Source organism: Deinococcus marmoris DSM 12784, from assembly GCF_000701405.1.
Taxonomy (GTDB): domain Bacteria; phylum Deinococcota; class Deinococci; order Deinococcales; family Deinococcaceae; genus Deinococcus; species Deinococcus marmoris.
Map to the genome: position 1 here is coordinate 1 of NZ_JNIV01000036.1, position 21635 is coordinate 21635.

At 64.1% G+C, this 21635-nt stretch carries 18 protein-coding genes and 1 tRNA gene; 15 read left to right on the forward strand and 4 right to left on the reverse strand.

The window, feature by feature from the left end; translation table 11 throughout:
• Together Q319_RS0110395 and Q319_RS0110400 are read right to left on the reverse strand one after the other, a co-directional pair.
• Window positions 1-298, reverse strand: a 298-nt coding sequence (locus Q319_RS0110395) for a transposase family protein (protein WP_162178639.1), incomplete at its 3' end; no start/stop codon positions are given.
• A 60-nt stretch (window positions 299-358) separates the two neighbouring features.
• Complete coding sequence (locus Q319_RS0110400) at window positions 359-1192, reverse strand: IclR family transcriptional regulator (protein ID WP_029482384.1); 834 nt, start codon at window positions 1190-1192, stop codon at window positions 359-361.
• A gap of 80 nt (window positions 1193-1272) precedes the next feature.
• Between Q319_RS0110400 and Q319_RS0110405 the strand changes: the two genes are divergently transcribed.
• From Q319_RS0110405 to Q319_RS0110465, 13 genes are all read left to right on the forward strand, one after another.
• Window positions 1273-3027 (forward strand): M28 family peptidase, encoded by a 1755-nt coding sequence (locus tag Q319_RS0110405; protein ID WP_029482386.1) that lies wholly within the window; start codon window positions 1273-1275, stop codon window positions 3025-3027.
• A gap of 66 nt (window positions 3028-3093) precedes the next feature.
• The gene (locus tag Q319_RS0110410; protein WP_029482388.1) at window positions 3094-4647 is read left to right on the forward strand and encodes an ABC transporter substrate-binding protein; all 1554 of its coding nucleotides are present in this window, start codon (window positions 3094-3096) and stop codon (window positions 4645-4647) included.
• 57 nt (window positions 4648-4704) lie between these two features.
• Window positions 4705-5658 carry an ABC transporter permease gene (locus tag Q319_RS0110415; protein WP_029482390.1) on the forward strand — a complete coding sequence of 318 codons (954 nt, stop codon included), beginning with the start codon at window positions 4705-4707 and terminating at the stop codon, window positions 5656-5658.
• Between the two features lies 1 nt (window position 5659).
• Window positions 5660-6526: an ABC transporter permease gene (locus Q319_RS0110420; RefSeq protein WP_245619109.1), complete on the forward strand. Its 867-nt coding sequence runs from the start codon at window positions 5660-5662 to the stop codon at window positions 6524-6526.
• Between the two features lie 33 nt (window positions 6527-6559).
• The gene (locus Q319_RS0110425; RefSeq protein ID WP_029482394.1) at window positions 6560-7978 is read left to right on the forward strand and encodes a M20/M25/M40 family metallo-hydrolase; all 1419 of its coding nucleotides are present in this window, start codon (window positions 6560-6562) and stop codon (window positions 7976-7978) included.
• A complete protein-coding gene (locus tag Q319_RS0110430) occupies window positions 7971-9536 on the forward strand; it encodes an ABC transporter substrate-binding protein (RefSeq protein ID WP_034414637.1) in 1566 nt (521 codons plus the stop codon). The genes Q319_RS0110425 and Q319_RS0110430 overlap by 8 nt, the downstream gene beginning before the upstream one ends.
• A 210-nt stretch (window positions 9537-9746) precedes the next feature.
• Entirely contained in the window at window positions 9747-10988 is a 1242-nt protein-coding gene (locus Q319_RS0110435; RefSeq protein WP_081845982.1) for a dipeptidase, read from the forward strand.
• Entirely contained in the window at window positions 10979-11842 is an 864-nt protein-coding gene (locus tag Q319_RS0110440; protein WP_245619110.1) for an alpha/beta fold hydrolase, read from the forward strand. The genes Q319_RS0110435 and Q319_RS0110440 overlap by 10 nt, the downstream gene beginning before the upstream one ends.
• Window positions 11839-13032, forward strand: a complete 1194-nt coding sequence (locus tag Q319_RS0110445; RefSeq protein ID WP_029482402.1) for a M24 family metallopeptidase — start codon at window positions 11839-11841, stop codon at window positions 13030-13032. The genes Q319_RS0110440 and Q319_RS0110445 overlap by 4 nt, the downstream gene beginning before the upstream one ends.
• Before the next feature lie 74 nt (window positions 13033-13106).
• Window positions 13107-13391: a cupin domain-containing protein gene (locus Q319_RS0110450; RefSeq protein WP_029482404.1), complete on the forward strand. Its 285-nt coding sequence runs from the start codon at window positions 13107-13109 to the stop codon at window positions 13389-13391.
• Window positions 13388-14341, forward strand: coding sequence for an ABC transporter permease (locus tag Q319_RS0110455; protein WP_029482406.1), 954 nt, complete (start codon window positions 13388-13390; stop codon window positions 14339-14341). The genes Q319_RS0110450 and Q319_RS0110455 overlap by 4 nt, the downstream gene beginning before the upstream one ends.
• Entirely contained in the window at window positions 14338-15213 is an 876-nt protein-coding gene (locus Q319_RS0110460) for an ABC transporter permease (protein WP_029482408.1), read from the forward strand. The genes Q319_RS0110455 and Q319_RS0110460 overlap by 4 nt, the downstream gene beginning before the upstream one ends.
• 41 nt (window positions 15214-15254) lie before the next feature.
• Window positions 15255-16802, forward strand: a complete 1548-nt coding sequence (locus tag Q319_RS0110465; RefSeq protein WP_051655279.1) for an ABC transporter substrate-binding protein — start codon at window positions 15255-15257, stop codon at window positions 16800-16802.
• Window positions 16803-17309: 507 nt separating this feature from the next.
• Here the strand turns inward: Q319_RS0110465 and Q319_RS0110470 are convergent.
• A tRNA-Ala gene (locus Q319_RS0110470) sits at window positions 17310-17385 on the reverse strand.
• 177 nt (window positions 17386-17562) lie between these two features.
• Complete coding sequence (locus Q319_RS0110475; RefSeq protein ID WP_029482410.1) at window positions 17563-18585, reverse strand: serine hydrolase domain-containing protein; 1023 nt, start codon at window positions 18583-18585, stop codon at window positions 17563-17565.
• Window positions 18586-19007: 422 nt separating this feature from the next.
• Here Q319_RS0110475 and Q319_RS0110480 point away from each other — a divergent pair, with 422 nt between their 5' ends.
• Window positions 19008-19409, forward strand: coding sequence for a rhodanese-like domain-containing protein (locus Q319_RS0110480; RefSeq protein WP_029482411.1), 402 nt, complete (start codon window positions 19008-19010; stop codon window positions 19407-19409).
• 100 nt (window positions 19410-19509) lie between these two features.
• Window positions 19510-21606 carry a S9 family peptidase gene (locus Q319_RS0110485; protein WP_029482413.1) on the forward strand — a complete coding sequence of 699 codons (2097 nt, stop codon included), beginning with the start codon at window positions 19510-19512 and terminating at the stop codon, window positions 21604-21606.
• Window positions 21607-21635 lie beyond the last annotated feature (29 nt).

Sequence of the window (21635 nt, forward strand, 5' to 3'; positions counted from 1 at the left end):
CACAAAAAACGGCTCGGAACGTGTCAGGAGCAACGATCCCAAAAATACGCTCAAACGTATCCTGGCTGGGAATACCGCCTTGCAGCCTCAGAAAACGGCGCAACCACACTTGTCGGTGAACGGCAAAGGTGTGAATCAAGGCGTAGTTCGTTGCCCCACAGATCACCGCCAGAACGCTGATCACCAGAATGTCGCACAGCAAATGTCGAATTCCCCGTGCCTGACGGGGATCATCAAGGGTGGCAAAGGTGGCGGTCAGCGTGATCAGGTCTGCTTGACGAATAATTTTGGATGACACCCACCACCCTACCCTGACTTTGCGGTAGCCCTGGATGATCCGGCCCCCCGCTTTTCCTCTTCAGTCGGCAGCCCGGCCCAGCGACGACACTTCGCTGCGGTAACCCAGAGAACGCGACAACTGACGCGCGGCCCCCACCACCAGATCAATAAAGTCACGGCGCTTTCTGGAGTCCAGCCGCATCAGGGGGCCGGCGACGCTCAGCGCCGCAATCACCTGGCCCTGATGGCCGAAGACTGGTGCGGCGATCGAGAACGTGTCCTCTTCAAGGTCAGAGAGGGCCAGATGGTAGCCGTCGGTCCGGATCCGCCGGAGAATGTCTTCCAGATCATCGGCGTTGCTGACCGTGGTGCCGGTGAACTGGTCCAGACTGGAGTGCAGGACCTTCTGAACCACTTCTTCAGGCGCGTAGGCCAGCAGGACTTTGGGCGTGCCGCCCGCGTGCAGCGGCCCGATGCGGCCCACCTGGGCATACATGCGGATGGGCTGGGGAGAGATGCGGACGTCCAGAACCAGCGAGTGTAGCCCTTCCCGAACGACCAGATGAACATTCTCCAGGGTCAGGGCCGCCAACTCGTCCAGAACAGGTGTGGCCGCCCGCGACAGGGACCACTGCTGCTCGGCGCGCTTGCCCAGCAGATAAGCGCTGCGTCCCAGGACACTGGCGTGATCCGCGTCCAGATCCACGTAGCCCAGATGTTCAAGAGTCCGAATGATGCGGAAGACCTTGCTCTTGGTCAAACCAGTCAGTTCAGCCAGTTGCCGGGCTTTCAGACCAGGATGCTCGCCCACGGCCTCCAGCACCTGGAGGGCGGATTCAAGAGCGGTAATGCCGTATTCCGGCTCGGCTGTCTGGGATGGGGTTGCCTGGATGACTTCGCTTGACTTTTTCATGCGCTTCCCACAGACTAGCGGCTTAACCGGATCATTTAGTGAATCGGTGATTCACACAGTGAACCGATTGAGGGGGAACCATGATCAGCTCCGCAGAGCAGGCCATCCTGGACGCCATTAACCTCGACACTCCGTGGGAACTGATCGAACGGTTCACCACCCTCAAGCGAGAAGATCCCGAAGACGTGAAGCAGGCCGCGTCGCTGATCGCTGAACGCCTGGGCCAGCACGGCGTTCCGGTGGAGATTCACCGCCCCGAACTGTTTCTGAGCATTCCACGTTCAGCCAGCGTGACCATCGGCGACACGACGCTGTTTGCCAAAGCGATGGCGATGAGCGCCGTCTTTCCGCAGGGGTTGAGTGCGCCGCTGGTGTATCAACCCAGCGGTTACGCGCTGGACGCCGACGAGTTGTTCTCACGCCAGGCCCCGGTGGACGAGCTGGACGTGCGGGGCAAGATCGTGGTCAGCGAGGGCTTCGGGATGCCCGGCAAGGTCAGCGACCTGGAACGGCGCGGCGCGCTGGGCATTATCGCCATCAACCCGGGCAAGCGCGCCCACTGGGGCGTCTGCACCACCATCTGGGGCAGCCCGGACCTGTATGACCTGCCGCGCAAGCCGGGCGTGGCGGTGGTCAACGTGAACGCCGAGGACGGGCAGCGCCTGATCGAATGGGCGCGATCCGGCGGCGAGGCGACCCTGAAGACGGATCTGAACGAGGGCTGGTTCGAGTCCCCGGTGCCCGTCGTCACCATTCCCGGCACGGAAGACCCCGACAAGTTCGTGCTGCTCCACGGCCACTACGATTCCTGGGACTACGGCATCGGCGACAACGCCGTGGGCGACGCCACGCTGCTGGAAATCGCGCGGGTGCTGTGGGCGAACAAGGACAAACTGCGCCGCAGCGTGAAAATCGCGTGGTGGCCGGGCCATTCCACCGGGCGCTACGCGGGCAGCACCTGGTACTCCGACGCCTTCGGGCTGGAACTCGACGAGAACTGCATCGCGCAGATCAACTGCGATTCCCCCGGCTGCCGCTGGGCCACCGAGTATCAGGACGTGAGCCTGATGCCCGAAACCGAGCGCTTCGCCGCTGAGCTGATCCGCGACGTGACGGGCAAGGAACTCCGCGCCGAGCGGCCCCACCAGGCCGGGGACTACTCGTTCAATAACATCGGTCTCAGCGGGTATTTCATGCTGCTGTCCACCATGCCCGACGACCTGCGCGCCGAGAAGGACTACTACGCCGTGGGCGGCTGCGGCGGCAACATCGCCTGGCACACCGAGGACGATTTGCTGGACGTTGCAGACCGGGACATTTTGCTCAAGGACATTCAAATCTATTTGCTGGCCGCCATGCGAACCGCCAACAGTACGGCGATTCCCTTTGATTTCACGCTGACGCTGGACGATTTCAGCGCCACTGTGGAACGGTATCAGTCGGCGGCGGGCGATCACTTCAGCTTTGAGCCGTTGCGTGCGGAAATCGCCAGACTGCGCTCCGCCGTGCAGCACCTCGGTGCGCTGGCCGCCAGCCTGAAAGATCAGCCGCTGACCTCGCCCGAAGTGCAGGCTGTCAACGACGCGCAGATATGCCTGGCCCGCCAGCTCGTGCGGGTGAACTTCACGCGCGAGGCTGCGTTTTTCCATGATCCCGCCGAGTCGATCCCGCCGCTGCCCGATCTGGCCGTGGCCGAGGAAATCCCCCACACTTCCCCTGAACGCATCGGCTTTTACCGCACCCACCTGATGCGCGGGCAAAACCGGATCATGGCGGCCCTACGTGAAGCGCATACCGCTGTAGAGCGGGCGCTGAAGATGCCTGTCCCACACTAACTATTCTTTTCAAGAGCAGCAAGCCCGTTCCTCCTCGCCCCTCACCGGTCCGACAAGGAGAACCCCATGCCCAGGCGTCTGTTCAGCGTTGGCTTACTCACCCTCAGTTTCGCCCTGACCATCAGCAGCGCGCACGCGCAAACTGGCATCCTGAAACTGCCGCTGATCAATGACCCGATCATGAACCCGGTGATCGCGCCGGATCTGGGATCGGTGCTGATCAACAAAGTGATCTTTCCCGGCCTGGTGCGGCCCAATGAGGACCTGCTGCCTGAACCGGACCTCGCAAAATCCTGGACCATCACGGGCGCTGGACTGGTCTACACCTTCATTCTGCGCAATGACGTGAAGTGGCACGACGGCAAGCCCTTCACCGCCGCCGACGTGGTGTTCACCTTCAAGGCGGCCACCGATCCCAAGTCCGGGTCCCGGCTGGTGTCCGATTTTTCTCCGATCAAGGATGTGGTGGCCGTGAACCCCACCACCGTCAGGTTCACCCTCTCGCGGCCTTTCGCGCCGTTCCTGACGCTGCTGGGGCACAACGCGGGCATCCTGCCCAAACACCTGCTGGACGGCAAACCTCTGAACGACGCCACCGCCTTTAACCGCTCAACACCCATCGGGACCGGACCGTTCAAGGTCACGCGGGTGGTCCCTGGTGCCAGCATCACGCTGGAAGCCAACAAGGACTATTACGGCACCAAGCCGAAGCTGGCCGGCATGGTCTTCAAGGTGGTGCCCGACATCAACGCGCAGGTGGCCCAACTGCGGTCCGGTGAACTCGACTGGGTGAACGTCGAGCCGAACAGCCTGACCAGCCTGCAAAACGATCCCAACATCACGTTGAAGCAGGCCAACGCGGTGCAACACTTCCTGGTGTTCTTCAATCAGAAAAACCCGCTGTTTGCTCCTGCCAAGGTGCGCGAGTCCATGCAGTACGCGGTCAACCGCAAGGCCATCATTGACGGCGTGCTGAAGGGCTACGCCGACTACCCCACCGGCACCCTGCCCACTGCGCTGAAGAAGTATTACGACAAGACCATCAAGCCCATCCAGTACGATCCGGCCCGCGCCAAAGCCTTGCTGGCGCAGGCGGGCTGGAAGCCGGACGCCAGGGGGCAACTGGTGAACGCCAAGGGCGAGCCGTTCAAGTTCACCCTGATCGTGGACCGGGGCAATCCCAGCCGCGAACAGGCGGCGCTGGCGGTGCAGCAGGACCTGAAGAAGATCGGCATGGACGTGACGCTCCAGCCACTGGAATTTGCCACGCTGGTGCGCGACTACCTGCTGCCGGGCAAATACGACGCCAACCTGATCTGGTGGACCACGCCACCTGACCCGGACCAGTATGCCTACTACGCCACTGGTCAGGACAACAACAGCGCGTATTTCTCCAACCCCAGGGCCGACGAACTGCTCAAGCGGGGACGCGAGACGGCGAACGTGGCGCTGCGCCAGCAGATCTATAACAGCTTCCAGCGCCTGCAAATGACCGATCCGCCGGTCCTGGTGCTGTATTACCCCAAAGAGTTGCAGGCCATCCGCAAGAACCTGAGTGGTGTGCCGGATCTGGGTATCCGCGACGCGCTGCGCCACAGTGAGGACTTTCAGTTGAAGTGAGGCGGTGAGGGTAGGTTCAGGCACTGAGACGCGCAGGAACTTCCTGGAGGAGGAGAGATGACGCTTTCATATCTGCTCAAGCGGGTGTTCCACGCCCTGATCGTGCTGGTCATGGTCGGCATCATCACTTTCTTCGTGGTGCGCCTGGCCCCCGGTGGGCCGTCGCTGCTGGCCGATCCCAAACTGTCGGCCATCGAGCGTCAGGCCATCGAGGAGCGGCTGGGCCTGAATGATTCGCTCCCAGTTCAATTCAGCAAATGGGCAGGTCAGACGGTGCGCGGCAACCTGGGAAGCAGTTTTCTGTACGGCGCACCCACGGTGGACATCATCATGACCCGGCTCCCCAACACCCTGATTCTGGCAGGAACCTCGCTGCTGCTCACGCTGGTCGTGGCGCTGCCACTGGGCCTGGCGAGCGGCCTGCGCCCAGGCAGCGCCTTTGACCGGATCACGAGTACCGTCAGTCTGGTGTTCGTGGCCGTGCCCGTCTTCTGGTTCGGGTTGCTGCTGATCATTCTGTTCGCGGTGACGTGGCGCATTCTGCCTGCGGGCGGCATGAACACCGCTGGTCAGGAGGGCAACCTGCCTGATCTGCTGCGGCACCTGATCCTGCCCGCCGTGGTGTTGTCGGCTGCCAGCATCGCCGAGATTTTGCGCTATACCCGCTCCAGCACGCGCACGGTCAGCACGCAGGACTACGTGCGGACCGCCCGCGCCAAGGGGGTGGGGCAGTGGGCGCTGCGCTACCGCCACATCCTGCGCAACGCCGCCATCCCGATTCTGACGGCGGTGGGCCTGCAACTGCCGCGCTTGATCGGCGGCGCGGCCATCACCGAGACCATCTTCGGCTGGCCGGGCATGGGCCGCCTGAGCGTGGAGGCTGCTCTGGGCCGCGACTACCCGCTGATCATGGGGATCACGCTGTTCGTGGCGCTGGCGGTGGTGACGTTCAACCTGCTGATCGATCTGATGTACCCCTGGCTCGACCCGCGCGTGCGGGCGGAGGGCTGAGGTGCAGGGGACGGTGCCGCAACCCGTGGCGCTCTCGCCCACGCGCCGCAGCGTCCAGAGACTGCGGCGCAACCCGACTGCCGTGGGGTCTCTGGCCGTGTTGCTACTGATCGTGGCCTTCGCGCTGCTGGGGCCGCTGGTCTACCGCGCCTCGCCCGAGGCCATCGACTTTTCCCGGCAGTTCGCCGGGCCAAGCCGGGATCACCCCCTGGGCACCGACGAGAATGGCCGCGACGTGCTGATCCGCCTGATGCTGGGGGGGCGCGTGTCGCTGGCGGTGGGCTTCTTCGCGGTGGCCGTCTCTCTGGTCTTCGGTGTGCTGATTGGCGGGCTGTCCGGTTTTTTCCGGGGCGTCACAGATTCAGTGCTGATGCGCTTTACCGACGGGATGCTGGCGATTCCGGGCTTTTTCATCAGCCTGCTGGCCCTGACCTTCTTCGGCGCGGGCCTGACCCAACTGGTGCTGGTGATCGGGCTGACCTCCTGGATGGGACTGGCGCGGCTGGTGCGCGGCGAGGTGCTGCGCGAACGCGAGGAACTGAGCGTGGAGGCGGCGCGCGCGCTGGGAGCGTCCGAGCTTCGGGTGCTGTGGCGGCATGTGCTGCCGCAGGTGTACCCCACCATGATCGTCAACGCCACCATCGGGATCTCGTTCGCCATCCTGACCGAGTCGGCGCTCTCCTTTCTTGGCGTGGGCATCCAGCCGCCGGATGCGAGCTGGGGAAACATGCTGACCGGCGCGCAGAACTACATGTATTCGTCGCCGTGGCTGGCGGTCTATCCCGGCGCACTGATCCTGATCACCGTCGTCGCCTTCAACCTGCTGGGCGACGGCCTACGCGACGCCAGCGATCCCCAGGGCCGCTGAATTTCACGGTTAAGCCCCACGACAAGGAGGAAGATGAACGTCAACGCCATTCACGCCGACTTACAGCAGCATTTCGATGGGGACCTGGAAGACATCCGCCAGTTTCTGCGGCAGCCCAGCATCAGCTACACCGGAGAGGGCATCGCCGAGACCGCGCAGGCCGTGGCCGACCTGATCACCGGACTGGGCGGCGAGACCGAGGTGGTGCAGACGCCGGGACACCCCATCGTGTACGGCGAACTCTGGCAGGACGCCCCCAAAACGCTGCTGATCTACGGCATGTACGACGTGATGCCCACCGACGAGGACGGCTGGATGGCCGAACCGTTCGGGGCCGAGATCCACGACCTGCCGGGGCTGGGGCCGAGCATCATCTGCCGGGGTGCGGTCAACACCAAAGGTCCGCTGGCCGCCTTCTTTACGGCCATGCACTCCATCCTGCGGGTCGAGGGGAAGCTGCCCGTCAACCTGCTGTTCGCCGTCGAGGGCGAGGAGGAGATGGGCAGCCGCTCCTTTCCCGCGTTTGCCGAGCAGTATGCCGAAAAGCTCAAGCGCGCCGACGCGGTCCTCTTTCCGTTCTTTGAACAGGACGAGGCCGGGATGCCCAGCTTGGTGCTGGGGACCAAGGGCATGCTGTACGTCGAACTGATCTGTACCGGCGGCGAGTGGGGTGGCCCCACGGACCGTGGCATTCACGGCAGCTACAACGCCTGGGTGAAAAGCCCGGTGTGGCGGCTGACACGGGCGCTGGCCAGCTTCGTGGACGACGACGAGAACATTCTGGTGGACGGGTTTTTCAACGACGTGCGCCCCCTTTCCGGGCGCGAGGCGGCCCTGCTTGACGAACAGATTGACGCGGGCCGCTTTGACGCCGGGGTGTTCCGCGAAGCCTACGCGGTGCGGCAGCTCAAGGACAGCGATGACCGCCGGGCCTGGCACCGCCTGTTCTCGCAGCCGCAGCTCAACATCGACGGGTTGTTCGCGGGGTACACCGGGCCGGAAACCAAGACCGTGCTGCCGCATCAGGCGACGGCCAAGGTGGACGTGCGGATGGTGCCGGACATGGACCCCGACAGGGTGCTGGCCGGACTGCGCGCCCACCTGGACAAAGGAGGTTTCACTGACATCGAGATCAAGGTCTACAACAAGTATCCCTGGTCAAAACTCAGCCTGGACGAACCCGCCGTGCAGGCCATGATCCGCACCTACCAGGGATTGCACGGCGAACTGGAATTGTGGCCGATCAACCCCGGCAGCGCGCCGTACTACGTGTTCGAGCGGCTGCTGGGCCTGCCCTATGTCACGGGTGGGCTGGGCCACGGCTCACGGCAGCACTCCAGCAACGAGTACTGCACGGTGGCGGGCATTCTGGACTTCGAGCGTTCGATGGTCACCTTTCTGGACGAATTCACGCGGGGGCCAAGGGCCACCCAAGGAGACAAACATGAATAAGACGAATACACGCAAATGGCTTCTGGCAGGACTCCTGATGGCGGGCGGCGCGTCCGCAAAAACCATCGTGTTCGGGTTGAGCGGTGAACCCATCAGCCTCGATCCCAGCGTGACTGCCGACGGAAACACTGCCTACGTGACCACCCAGATCTACAACAGCCTCATCAGCTTCAAGCCCGGTACCGTGGAGCTGCAACCGGACCTGGCGCTGCGCTGGACGGTCAGCAACGACAGCCTGACCTGGACCTTCTACCTGCGCCAGAACGTCAAGTTTCACGATGGCACACCGCTGAATGCTGAGGCCGTGCGCTTCAACTTCATGCGCTGGTGGGACCCCAGCAACGAATTTGGTGCGAAAAAGCCGTTCCTGGGCTGGAAAAACAACCTGGGCGGCTTCAAGGGCGAGGCCGGATCTCTGGTCAAGGACATCAAGGTCCGCAACCAGTACGCCATCGACATCATTCTGGACAAGCCGTATCCCGCCCTGGGTTCGATCCTGGCGGATTCCGGGCTGTTCGGTATCGCTTCTCCCACGGCCATCAAGAAGAATCCGGCCCAGTACGGCACGCCAGCGGGCATCGCTGTGGGCACTGGCCCCTTCATGTTGAAGAAGTGGACCAGCGGCGTCAACGTCGATCTCGTCCGCAATCCCAGCTACTTCCGCGCCGGGCTGCCGAAGTCCGAAGCGCTGCTCTTCCGGTTCGTCAAGGATCCCAGTAGCCGTCTCAACGAGCTGTTGACCGGTGGGGTGGACATCGCCGCCGAACTGCTGCCCGATCAGCTCAAGTCGATCCAGAGCAACACCAAGCTGAACGCGGTGCTGCGCCCGGCCCTGAATCTGGGCTACTTGGGCCTGAACACCAGTTACAAGCCGCTGGCCGACGTACGCGTCCGCACCGCTATTGCCAGCGCCCTGAACAAGAAAGCCATCGTGGAGACCTTCTGGAACGGTCTGGGCATCACCGACGGCCACCTGTTGCCGCCGCCCCTCGCCAAGAACTATGCCAAGAACGTGACCGACTACAAATTTGACCCGGCTGCCGCCAAGAAGATGCTGGCCGACGCAGGCTATCCCAACGGGTTCAGTCTGGACCTGTGGTACATGCCCGTCAGCCGTCCGTACTATCCCACGCCCAAGCCCATCGCTGAGGCCATGGCCGCCGACCTGAGCGCCATCGGGATCAAGGTCAACCTGAAGACCGAGGACTGGGCCAAGTACCTGCAAGACCGCCAGGACGGCAAGTTCCAGGCATTCATGCTGGGCTTCGTGTACGTCACCGATCCCGACAGCGCCTACACCTACCTGATCGCGCCCGGCTCCACCACCGACATCAACTGGAACAGCCCGGAGGCCAACACCGCGTTGGAAAGTGCCCGCAAGCTGTCCAACCCCGCCCAGCGCCTGCCGCTGTACCAGAAGGTGGACGAGATCATGTTCAGGGAAGCCGTGCGGATTCCCATCGTGCATTCCCGCCTGCTCGTCGCCAGCGGCGTGGGCGTCAAGGGCTGGATTCCCAGTCCGACGGGGTCTGAGAAGCTCGACACCGTGGAGAAGTAGGGCAGAGCGGTGAGTTGAAAGGCGAAAAGATAACCCCTCAGTCTGCTTCGCAGCCAGCTCCCCTGAGAAGGGAGCCGAGAAAGCACCTTGCCACCCTTCTCAGGGGAGGTGCCCCGGAGGGGCGGACTCGCAGAGCTGCGAAGCAGAGGGGTCAAACCGTGGCAGCCACCCCGAACCCTCATCCTCTCTCGTTCACTCCCAGGAGGCAGCATGACCGATCTCAAGGATGCCCAGACCACCCAGACCCCCATGCAGAAAAAGAATTACAGCGGCTACAAATCCTTTTCCTACCTGGAGGCCGGCAAGGACTACCCGGACTGGCCGCTGACGCCAGAGCTGAACCGCGTGCCCAGCCGCGCGCCCGAAGTCACGCCAGAGCAGGAAGCGCGGGTGCGGCGTCTGTTCCAGGAAGAACTGATGATCTCGCTGCATGACCACTGTTTCGTGGCTCCGCAAGACCTGTCGCGGTTTCTGGAGTTTCGCCGCTGGGGCCGGGATTTTACCGGCTATGAGGGCCTGAGCGTCTCGGGTCTGGACGCCGTGTTCGACAACCTGATGAACGGCACGGCCATGATCACCTCGCGCGGCGGCTGGAAGTGGGACGATGTGATCTTTGACCTGGGCATGCGCCTGTCCGACATCGCGCATCAGGAGATGGTGGTGCATTGCAAGACCACTTCAGACATCGTCGACGCCAAGAAGAACGGCCAGATCGCCTTCATCGTCTCCCTTGAAGGCGCGGCCATGATCGAGAACGAGCTGGACCGCCTGGACATCCTGTACGGACTGGGCGTGCGCTGCATGGGCATCGCCTACAGCGAGGGCAACGCGCTGGGGGCAGGTCTCAAGGAACCGCGCGACGGCGGCCTGACCGTGTTCGGGCGGCAGGCGGTGCGGCGCATGAATCAGCTCGGCATCGCCATCGACGTCAGTCACAGCGGCGATCAGACCGCGCTGGACACCATCGAGGTCAGCGAGAAGCCCATCTTCATCACGCACGCGGGTGCGCGGGCGCTGTGGAATTCCAACCGCCTCAAGCCCGACGACGTGATCAGGGCCTGCGCCGACAAGGGCGGCGTGATCGGTATCGAGGCCGCGCCGCACACCACCCTGACCGAGAAGCACCCGCGCCACAGCCTCGAGTCGTTCATGGAGCATTTCGAGTACTGCGTGAATCTGGTGGGCATCGATCACGTCGCCTTCGGGCCAGACGTGCTGTTTGGTGACCACGTGGGCCTGCACACCGCACTGTCCGAGGCGCTGTCCATCGGCGCGTCTCGCGGCCACCTTCAATACGACAAAGTCGAGTACGTCGACGGCATCGAGAACCCTGCCGAGGCGTTCCCGAACATCGTGCGCTGGCTGGTCAAGCATGAGTACAGCGACGGTGACATCGCCAAGGCCGTGGGTGGCAACGTGATGAGGGTGTTGAAGGAAGCGTGGTGCCGGTGAGTCAAAACATCGAAGTGAATGGGGTCAACCTTGTGTACGACGATTCTGGATTCAGGGAGGGCCAGCAGGCCACCATCGTTACCCTGCATGGTGGCCCCGGCATGAGCAGCCGCGCCGGGGACTGGGCCGCCTTTCAGCCGCTGACCGACGAGTTCCGCCTGATTTCCTACGATCAACGTGGCAACGGCCAGTCGGAGGGGGGCGAGCCGTATTCCCACGCGCAGTTCGTGGCCGATCTGGAGGCGTTGCGCGTTCAGTTGAATCTCGGCAAGATTGTCGTGCTGGGCGGCAGTTACGGCGGCTTTCTGGCCCTGGAATACGCGCTGGCCCATCCGCAGAACCTCCAGGCCGTGATTCTGCGCGACACGGCGGCCAGCAACCGCTTCCAGGACACCAGCAAGAAGCGGGCGATGGACAGCGAGTTTCCGATGGACGAGGATTCACTGGACCGCATGTTCTCCGGCCAGATGCGCGATGACGATGACTTCCGGGCCAGCTTCGCCCAGATTCAGCCGCTGTATACCGTGGAGCGCGATCCTGCGGTGGAAGCCGAACGCCTGTCGAAAATCCCTTTTCGCTACCAGACGCACAACTGGGCCTTCTCGCGCAACCAGCCGAACTATGACGTGGTAGACCGACTCAAAGAAATCGGGGTGCCGGTGCTGGTCACGGTGGGTCGCCACGACTGGATCACGCCGCTGGAGGCCAGCGAGGAACTGGCTACGCACCTGCCCAAGGGGGAACTGGTGGTCTTTGACCACAGCGGGCATTCGCCGCAGTTGGAAGAACAGTCCCTTTACCTTCAGACCGTGCGCGAGTTCCTGGCCCGTCGCCTGTCGGCGGTGAACGCATGACCGCTCAGCCGATCAGCCGCGAGGAACGTGCCGGACGGGCAAAGTCCGTTTTCGATCATCTGGAGTCACCTCAAGACGCCCTGGTACTGTTCGACGATCAGTTCATCTTCTATTACTGCGGCTTCGCCTTCTTCCCCACAGAACGGCCTGTTGCTCTGATCATCACGCGGGAGGGCGAGCGCATCCTGTTCGTTCCTCGTCTGGAACGGGAACACGCCCAGCAGATGGGCGAAACCGAGCGCGTGGCCGATTACCCGGAATTTCCCGGCCAGCGTCACCCGCTGCGGCAACTGGCCGATCTACTGACCGAACTGGGGCTGGAAAAAGCGGCCATCGGCGTGGACTACGATGGCTATCCGCCCGTGATGGGCTATGACGGCCCGGCGCTGAGTGAGGCGCTGCCAGCGGCGAAAGTTCAGCGGGTGTCGCGCGCCCTGGACCACCAGATGGCGCTCAAATCGCCCGCCGAGGTGGAGCTGATCAAGGAAAGTGCCCGCTGGGGCGCACACGCCCACCACCTCCTGCAAAAGTACACCCGTGTCGGCGAGAACGAGACCGAGGTCGAGGCCCGCGCCACCAAAGAGGCCACCGCCGACATGATCGCCGCACTGGGCGACACCTACCGGGGCCAGAACCGCTGGATGAGCGGCGCGGTGGCCCTGTACCGGGGGCAGATCGGCGTCCACAGCGCCCTGCCGCACGCCATGACCACCGGTGCGACGTTTCAGCATGGCGATACCCTGGTCACCGGGGCCGGGGCCGCCGTCTGGGGCTACATCAGCGAGCTGGAGCGCACCATGTTCGTCGGAGAGGCCAACGCGCCGCAGAAGGTCTTCTTTCAGCACATGCTCAACTTGCAGGACATCGCTTTCGACGCGTTCAAACCAGGCCGAACCTGCGCGTCCGTCGACGAGGCAGTACGCGCGTACTACGAGCGCGAGGGCCTCTGGGACCACTGGCGACACCACGTCGGCCACAGCCTGGGCCAGCGGATCCACGAGAGTCCCTTTCTGGATGTCGGCGACAGCCGCCCCCTGGAGCCAGGCATGGTGCTGAGCGTCGAGCCGGGGCTATACGTGCCGGGACTGGGTGGCTTCCGGCACTCCGACACCATTTTGATCACGAACACGGGCATGGAGCTGTTGACCGATTACCCGCGCGATCTGGACAGTCTTACTTTGCCCGGCTGACCTTGCCTGCCTGAGTGCGCCCGCCGCGTCGCGAACGCGCCATAGTGGAGGGGCAAAAGCACAAAGGAGAACGTATGGAACGGCTGACCATGAGCGAGAGCGTCAACGTCGGAGAGTTCACGGCCCTGCCCGCCCGCGTCGGCGTGTTGAGCTTCGCTGCGGGCACAGTCCTGCCGCAGGGCAGCCATGACCAGGATGAGATCTCGTTCATTCACAGCGGCGTGCTCCGGGCCATCAGCGGTGGTCAGACCTATACCCTGCGCGGCGGCGACGTGACCCTGATCCCGGCGGGCGAAGTTCACGAAGCCGAAGTTCTGGAGGACGTGACCCTCAGCTACGTGCTGCTGGCGAAACCTTGACTGGAGGCTGGCTGGTCCGGCGCGTGCTGCTGGCTCTGCTGGCCGCCTTCGGCGTTGGGGTGCTGGTCTTTACCCTGCTGCGGCTGATCCCCGGCGACGTGGTCACGCAATTGATCGGCCTGGAAGGCAATGTCAGCGCCGCGCAGCAGGCCGAGATGCGCCGTCTGTTCGGCTTGGACCAACCGATCTGGATGCAGTTCCTGAGCTGGTTCGGTGCGCTGCTGCGTGGCGATTTTGGCGTCAGTCTCCGCACAGACCGCCCCGTCTTCGCTGATTTGCTGCTGCGCTTCCCGGTCACACTGCAACTTTCGGCAATGGCCCTGCTGTTTGCCTTGCTGGTGGGCCTGCCGCTGGGCATCCTGGCCGCGCTCAAGAGGGGCAAGGCCGCCGACCTGATTTCCAGCTCCTTCGTCCTCGTCGGTCTGGCCGCGCCGGAGTTCTGGCTGGCGATCCTGCTGATTCTGCTGTTCAGCCTCAATCTGGGCTGGTTTCCGCCCAACGGCTACGTCTCACCGGGCGAGTCGCTGATCGGCAACCTCAAGAGCCTGTTTCTCCCCGCGCTGGCCCTGAGTTTCGGTCTGGCCGCCGCCACCACCCGGATCGTGCGGGCCAGCCTGCTGGACGTGCTGTCGCAGGACTTTATCCGCACCGCGCGCGCCAAAGGGCTGAGCGGCGGTGCGGTGGTGATTCGCCACGCCCTGCGCAACGCCCTGATTCCGGTGATCACGGTGATCGGCCTTCAGGTGGGCAACCTGCTGGGCGGGGCCGTGATCATCGAGCAACTGTTCGGGTTGCCAGGAATCGGGCGTTTTGCGCTGGAGGGCATCAACCTGCGCGACTACCCGGTGGTGCAGGGCGCGGTGCTGTGGATCGCCGTGAGCTACGTGCTGGTCAACGTGGTGGTGGACGTGCTGTACGGCGTGATCGACAGCCGGGTGCGCTACTCGTGAGTGCCGCCTCTCAGCCCGAATTCGCCGTTCCGCGTTCGCCCGCCCGCCGCGCCGCGCAACTCTTTTTCCGCACGCCCAGCGGTGTGGTGGGACTGGCCCTGGTGCTGCTGGTGATCATCTGCGCCATCTTCGCCGCCCAGATCTCCCCGTATGACCCGGTGCAGTACCTGCCCGCCGACCGGATGCAGGGGCCATCGGTGCGGCACTGGCTGGGGACCGATCTGTACGGGCGTGACCTGCTGTCGCGGGTGATCTACGGCAGCCGCATCAGTCTGTCGGTCAGTGTGCTGAGCGTGTCCTTCGCGCTGATCGTGGGCGGTCTGCTGGGCGCGCTGGCGGGCTTTTACCTGAAATGGGTGGACACCCTGATCATGCGCCTGACCGACGTGCTACTGGCATTCCCGGCCATTTTGCTGGCCATCGCCCTGCTGGCCTTCCTGGGCGGCGGCTTCTGGAACCTGACGCTGGCCATCGCGGTGGCCTTCACCGCCCCGTTTGCGCGGGTGGTGCGGGCCGCAGTTCTGCGCAGCCGCGACACCATGTTCGTGGAGGCCAGCACTGCGCTGGGCGCGTCCGACACCCGGCTGCTGTGGCGACACGTCCTGCCCAACTCGCTGGGGCCGATTCTGGTGGAGGTCACGCTGCGGCTGGCCTACGCCATTCTCGGCGAGGCCGCCCTGAGTTTCCTGGGCCTGGGCACGCAGCCGCCCGCCCCGGCCTGGGGCCAGATGATCGCCGATGGACGGCCTTTCCTGGAACTCAACGCCTGGATCTCGGTGGCACCGGGGCTGGCGATCATGGTCACGGTGCTGGGTTTCAACCTGCTGGGGGACGCCCTGCGCGACGCCCTCGATCCCCGGCTGGGCCGCTAGACTCTCTTCACACCCATTGCACGTCCCCCACAGGAGGACCCATGTTCAAAAACAAGCACACTGCCCGCATCCTCGGTCTCAGCACCCTGCTCCTGCTCACTGGCGCGGCCACTTCAACTTCAGCCCAGGCCCAGACCGCCGGGGGCATCCTGCGCGCGGGGATGCAGGCCGATCCTGTGGGCCTCGATCCGCATGTCACGCAGGCGACCTCCACGCGCAACCAACTGGAAAACGTCTACGACACCCTGGTGGCCTTCGATCCCAGCGGCAAGATCGTGCCGTCGTTGGCCACCAAATGGACCACCAGCAAGGACGGGCTGACCTGGACCTTCACCCTGCGCAGTGGCGTGAAGTTCCATAACGGACGCGCTTTCGAGGCCAGCGACGTGGCGTACTCGATTAACCGCATCAAGAACCCGGCCACCAAATCCCCTCGCAGCGGCGACTTCGAGCTGATCAAGGCCGTGACCGCGCCGAACAAGACCACCGCCGTGATCACCCTGAGTAAGCCCTTCTCGCCGCTGCTGAGCAAACTGGCCTTTACCCTGAATGTGATCGTGCCCAAAGAGGCGGCGGCTACCCTCAACACCAAGCCTGTCGGGACCGGCCCCTTCTCCTTTACTGAGTACGTGCCGCAGACCCGCATGGTCCTCAAGAAAAATCCCAACTTCTGGGGCAAGGATGCCAAGGGCAACAAGCTGCCGTATCTCGACGGCATCACCTACTCGTATTTGCCCGACGCCACAGCGCGCGTGACCGCCCTGCGGACCGGTAACGTGGACTGGATCGAGTACGTGCCGTCCACCTCGATTCAGACGCTCAAGGCCGACGCTGGCGTGAATGTGCTGGGCGGCCCCGCTGCCAATTACCGTGCGCTGTTCTTCAATGTGGCCCAGAAGCCACTGGACAATCCCAAGGTGCGCCGCGCCATCGCCTATGCCCTCAACAACCAGGAGATCGTGGACGTCGCGCTGCTGGGCGTGGGCGGAATTGCCTCGCCAGGAACGGTGTTCCCGGACGGCAACTATTACGCCTCTCCAGACGCCAGCTACGGCAAGCCCAATTTGGATAAGGCCCGCGCCCTGCTCAAGGAGGCAGGCTTCCCGAACGGCTTCACCCTGGATCTCAAGGTGACCAGCACCTACGATTTCCTGCGCGTGCCTGCCGAGATCATCCAGGCCCAGCTTGCCCCCATCGGGATCAAGGTCAACATCAACGCCCTGGAATGGAGTGTGTTCCTGCCCGACATCCTGGCCAAGAAATACACCGCCACCATCCTGGGCGAGAGCGGCCAGGGGGACCCGGACGACTACCTGTACACGCCGTTTGCTTCCGACAGTGGCGGCAACCTGACCAACTTCAAGGACGCCACCATCGACAAGTGGCTGGACCAGGGCCGTCAGGTGGCCGATCCGGCGGCGCGCAAGAAGCTTTACGTGGACGTGCAAGAACGCCTGGTGGACCTCTCGCCGATGGTGTTTCTCTACTCCAGCACCCAGTACGAGGCTGCACGCAAGGCCGTTCAGGGTTACGCGCACTTCCCGAACACCAGCTACATCGGGCTGCGGACGGCCTGGATTAAACGCTGACCTCTGGCCGGGGACGAGCGGTAGCCACGGGCGGAGAGTGATTTCTTGAAATTTTGGAGGTGGGCGCGAACATCTTGACGTTCGCGCCCACCTTCTTAGCTTGGTCTGCTGCCGGTGACCCACCCGCATGGCGAATCCACCGACGACAGAGCTGGCACTGTCTGAAGAATCTCTTCTGGCAGTCGCAGGGCCTGACGGCCCCTTTGCTGCCAAGGAATGTGGGAATGTGCCCCAGCCCACTGGCAGCTCCGCGCCGAACTTTCCTGCTTGGATTTGGGATAGTGGCCAGTCTTTTCTCACGTCTATGAGAATGGATTATCCTCGTTGCGCTGCTCGGTAGCGATCAGGTTGCGTTCCCCACAGACATCACTTCAGCAGACCCAATGTCGACCTATACCAACGACTGCCCGGCGAACCTTGTGGTGACACCCTCACCAGATTTGGGAGTTTTTTGGCTTGAACGCCTTCTTGACAAAAAGAAAAAGCCCGTCATAGACGGACTCTGTGTGGTGGAGCCAAGCAGGATCGAACTGCTGACCTCGTCATTGCGAACGACGCGCTCTCCCAGCTGAGCTATGGCCCCGGACCTCTGGTCTTGCACTGCGTGCGGCCCGGCGCAACACGGGCGAAAGGGACTCTAGCATGTGCCTCACAGGCTTGCAATATGGACAGGCACGGGATCTGGGGGCTGGTTTGAACGTCTATGTGCGTTTGTGGCACAGGAGGCGGGGACGGGGAGGAGGCACGGCTCTGCCCAGGCTTACCTGCCTGCCCCCAGCAGCGAAAGCAGCAGCGCAGGCATGGCCCCGCGCACGCCCAGCGGTGAATCGGTGCCGCGTGACAGCAGCGCCACCACCGCGCCGGACTGAACGTTCAATCCCAGCCCGCTGCGGGTGCCGCGTGCCAGTCCGTCATGCCAGCGCACCTCGCTGTCTGGGCCGGAGACCATCCAGCCGGGAGCCACACCGCGCAGGTGGCGGGGCAGCCCCTGTGGTGTAAGAAGCGGCGAGAGCGGTGCATCCAGTCTGGACCCGCCAAAAGTCAGCAGGTCTGCCGCCGTGCCGAACAGACCGCCTGCTCCGGCCAGTGGGCCAAAGCCAGTCAGACTGCTTGCCCCCAGCAGGCCCGAGGGCCGCACCACCGCGCCCGCCGGAGCGAGGGTCACGCCCAGCCCCAGCGGCCCAGCCACCCAGTCCGTCAGCGCCCGTCCGTAGCCTGCCGCGCTGGCCTCCTCGCCCGCCGCGTGGGCCAGGGCCAGGGCCAGCAGACCCGCGCCCAGGTTGGAATAGATGAACCTGGGCTGGCGAGAAGGCTGTGCCCCCCCCAGACCAGACCAGCGCCGCGCACTGGCGATCACGTCGGAGGCGCTCATGCCGCCGTAGGGATCGTGGAAGCGTGTAAAGACGGTGACTGCCGCCCGCGCCGGGTGCATCGGCAGGCCCGCCGTGTGGGTGGCGAGAGAGAGTGGAGTCAGGTGGGCGGGCAGACGGCGAAATGGGCCGTCCAGACTGGACAGCGGCGCTTCCCAGTTCAGCCGTCCGCCTTCCACCAGCGCCCCAGCCAGTGCGGAGGTAAAAGGTTTGGTCACGCTGGCGAGTTCAAAAACGCCGCCTACCTCCACGCCACGCAGCGGTATCAAGACACGCTTTCCCTGCTGCGAGACCGCCAGCACGCCGCCGCGCCGGAAGACCATGCGGGTCAGCCCCAGCAGGGGCCGGGCGTCCACCTCCAGCACCTCCGAAACGCGGGCCAGGGCCAGTTTGACGGGATCGCGGCGGAACATGGGCGCAGGGTACTGCCGCATCACTTCACCGTGTGGACCGACGTGGGGCCACAAGAAACGCCGTGCCGGAAAAGAGGGCCAGAAGAATGACGGTTGCCATTGCGGCGGTGTATAGTCGCGTTCCCCCCAAAGCCGGCCTCAATGCCGTTTTCGCCGTTTGTTGCCTCCTGCGTTATCTGCCACAGTTCACATTCTTCTCTGGACGGATCAGGTCTCTGATGAGACCGGAGGTGAAGGCCCAAAACAATCGGAAAAGTCAGCGCCGCTAAGGGACGCAGTGCGGGTCGCCGGATGGCCGGGCCGGGCCAGCTCAAGGCCAAAGGGGCGAGCAGAGCAGGCCGATCTCCACTCCACATTGAGTTCAACCCATCAAATTCAACCCATTAAATTCAACCCATTAAATTCACCAAGGGGGAAGCCGAATGTCACCGAAAACTGCCTCTCAGATGGTTCAGGATGCCAGGCAACGGATCGAAAACCTCTCGGTCCAACAGGTCGCCGCCGAGCTTGAGGGCGGAGACGCCGTACTCGTCGATATTCGCGAACCCACTGAATACGAACAGACCGGGCAGATTGCAGGGGCCATCTCCGCGCCGCGCGGGATGCTGGAATTCTGGGCCGACCCCAGCAGTCCTTACCACCGCAGCGAGTTTGTCCCAGACCGCCGCGTCATCCTGCACTGCGCTTCTGGAGGCCGCTCGGCTCTGGCCGCCGACACCTTGCAACAAATGGGCTATACCAACGTCGCCCATCTGGACGGCGGCATCAAAGCCTGGACCGAAGCCGGGCAGCCCGTGACGAAGGCGGGCGGACAGGCAGACTGAGGCTGGGTTGCCCGGCCCACCATCACGCCGGACAAAACGCTCACGAAAGAACTGTGGCCCGTGCATTCCCGTTTCGTTCGGCTGCTGTTACCCTCTACCCATGCCTGATCTTTCAGAGAGTCGGCCCACCACCATCCAGCCGCCCACCGCAGACCGCGAACCGATCACCCACACCATGCACGGTGAGGACCGCCTGGACGACTACCACTGGCTCAAGACGCGCGGCAAGGCCGACGCTTTGGTGCTGGGCCATCTGGAGGCCGAGAACGCCCACCTGGACGCGGTGATGTCGCCGCTGCGCGGGACGCAGGCCACGATCTACGGGGAACTCCTCTCGCACGTTCAGGAAGACGACGAGCAGCCCCCCGTGCAGGACGGCGACTGGCACTACTTTATCCGCACGCTGGAGGGCAAGGCGCACCCGGTCTTTCTGCGCCGTCCGGTGGCTGGAGGCGATGAGCAGACCCTGCTGGACCTGAACGTTCTGAAGACGCGCGAGGGCCTGGACAACGTGTGGGTCTACCTGACCCGCCCCAGCCCGGACGGGCGTTACTGGGCCTACCTGATGGATAAAACTGGGCAGGAGGTCTGGGAACTGCGCGTGCTGGATACCCAGACGGGTGAACTTGCGGAGGCGGCGCTGACAGGCATCAGTGGCTGGACGCTGGCGTGGCACGCCGACAGCTCGGCCCTGCTGTACGCCACTGAGGACGACACCCAGCGCCCCGATAAGGTCTGGAGGCACACGCTGGGTCAGCCGCAGAGTGCCGACGAACTGTTGTTGCAGGAAGACGACTCCACCTTCCGCGTGGGCGCGTCCCTCTCGGAGAATGGGGAAACGCTGCTGCTGGTCAGCGAGGCCAACATGGCGCAGGAATGGCTGGTTCTGAATGCGCGCGACGTCAGCGCCCGTCCGCAGATGCTGCTGCCGCGCGTGCGGGGAACGGAAGTGATGCTGGCCGACGGCGGAGGTCACTGGCTGGCCCTGACCAACGCGGGCGGTGCGGAAGAATTCAAGCTGGTGCGGCTGCCCAAAGAAGGGGAGTTGGATCTTCAAAAGGCTGCCGAAGTTCTGCCCTACAGCCCTGAGCGTTACCTGACTGGGATGCACCTCTTCAGAAACCACCTGCTGCTCTCCGGGCGCGAGGGCGGGTATACGCGTCTGTGGGTGCTGCCGCGCACCGCAGACGGCTACGGCGCAGCCCGCCGGGTGGAATTCCCGGAAGACAGCTCCACCGTCCGCATCGGCGGGAACCGGGTTTACGACACCGACACGGCCCGCATCCTCTACGGCAGCCTGACCCGGCCCAACGAACATCTGGACCTTGACCTGAATACGCTAGAAACCACGCTGGTGAAGGCCACCCCGGTTCCCGGTTACGATCTGGGCCTGTACGTGTCCGAATCGGTCTGGGCCACTGCACCGGACGGCGAGCAGGTGCCCGTCAGTGTGGTGCGCCGCCGCGACACCGCGCTGCCCGCCCCGACGCTGCTGTACGGCTACGGCAGTTACGGAATTCCCGTGGATCCCGCCTTTTCCATGACCCGGCTGCCGCTGCTGGACCGGGGCTGGGTCTGGGCCATCGCCCACATCCGGGGCGGCTCGGAGCGCGGGCGGCGCTGGTACGACTCGGGGCGGCTGCAACACAAGATGAATACCTTCACCGATTTCGTGGCGGCGGGCGAACACCTGCGGGCGGCGGGCGTGGCGGGCGATCTGGTGGCGATGGGCCGCAGCGCGGGCGGCCTGCTGATGGGCGCGGCGGTCAACCTGCGCCCGGACCTGTGGAAGGCGGCCTTCGTGGGCGTGCCGTTCGTGGACGTGCTGAGTACCATGCTGGACGCCAGCATCCCGCTGACCACCGGGGAATACGACGAGTGGGGCAACCCCAATGACCCGGAAGCCTACGCCGCCATGCGCGCCTACAGCCCCTACGACAACCTGAAGGCGGGCGTCTACCCGCACCTGTTCGTGTCCACCGGTCTCAACGATCCGCGCGTGGCGTACTGGGAACCGGCCAAGTACGTGGCCCGGCTGCGGACGCTGGAGGGGTCTGGCAGTGGCGTGCTGGTTCTCAAGACCAACATGGGCGCGGGCCACGGCGGCAGCAGCGGACGCTACGACGCCCTGAACGAGGCGGCGGAGGAATACGCCTTTGCGCTGGCAGCGGTGGCAGGAGAATTGCAGAGTGATTGAAGCCTGAGCCGGGGCTGTGGGGGAGGGGG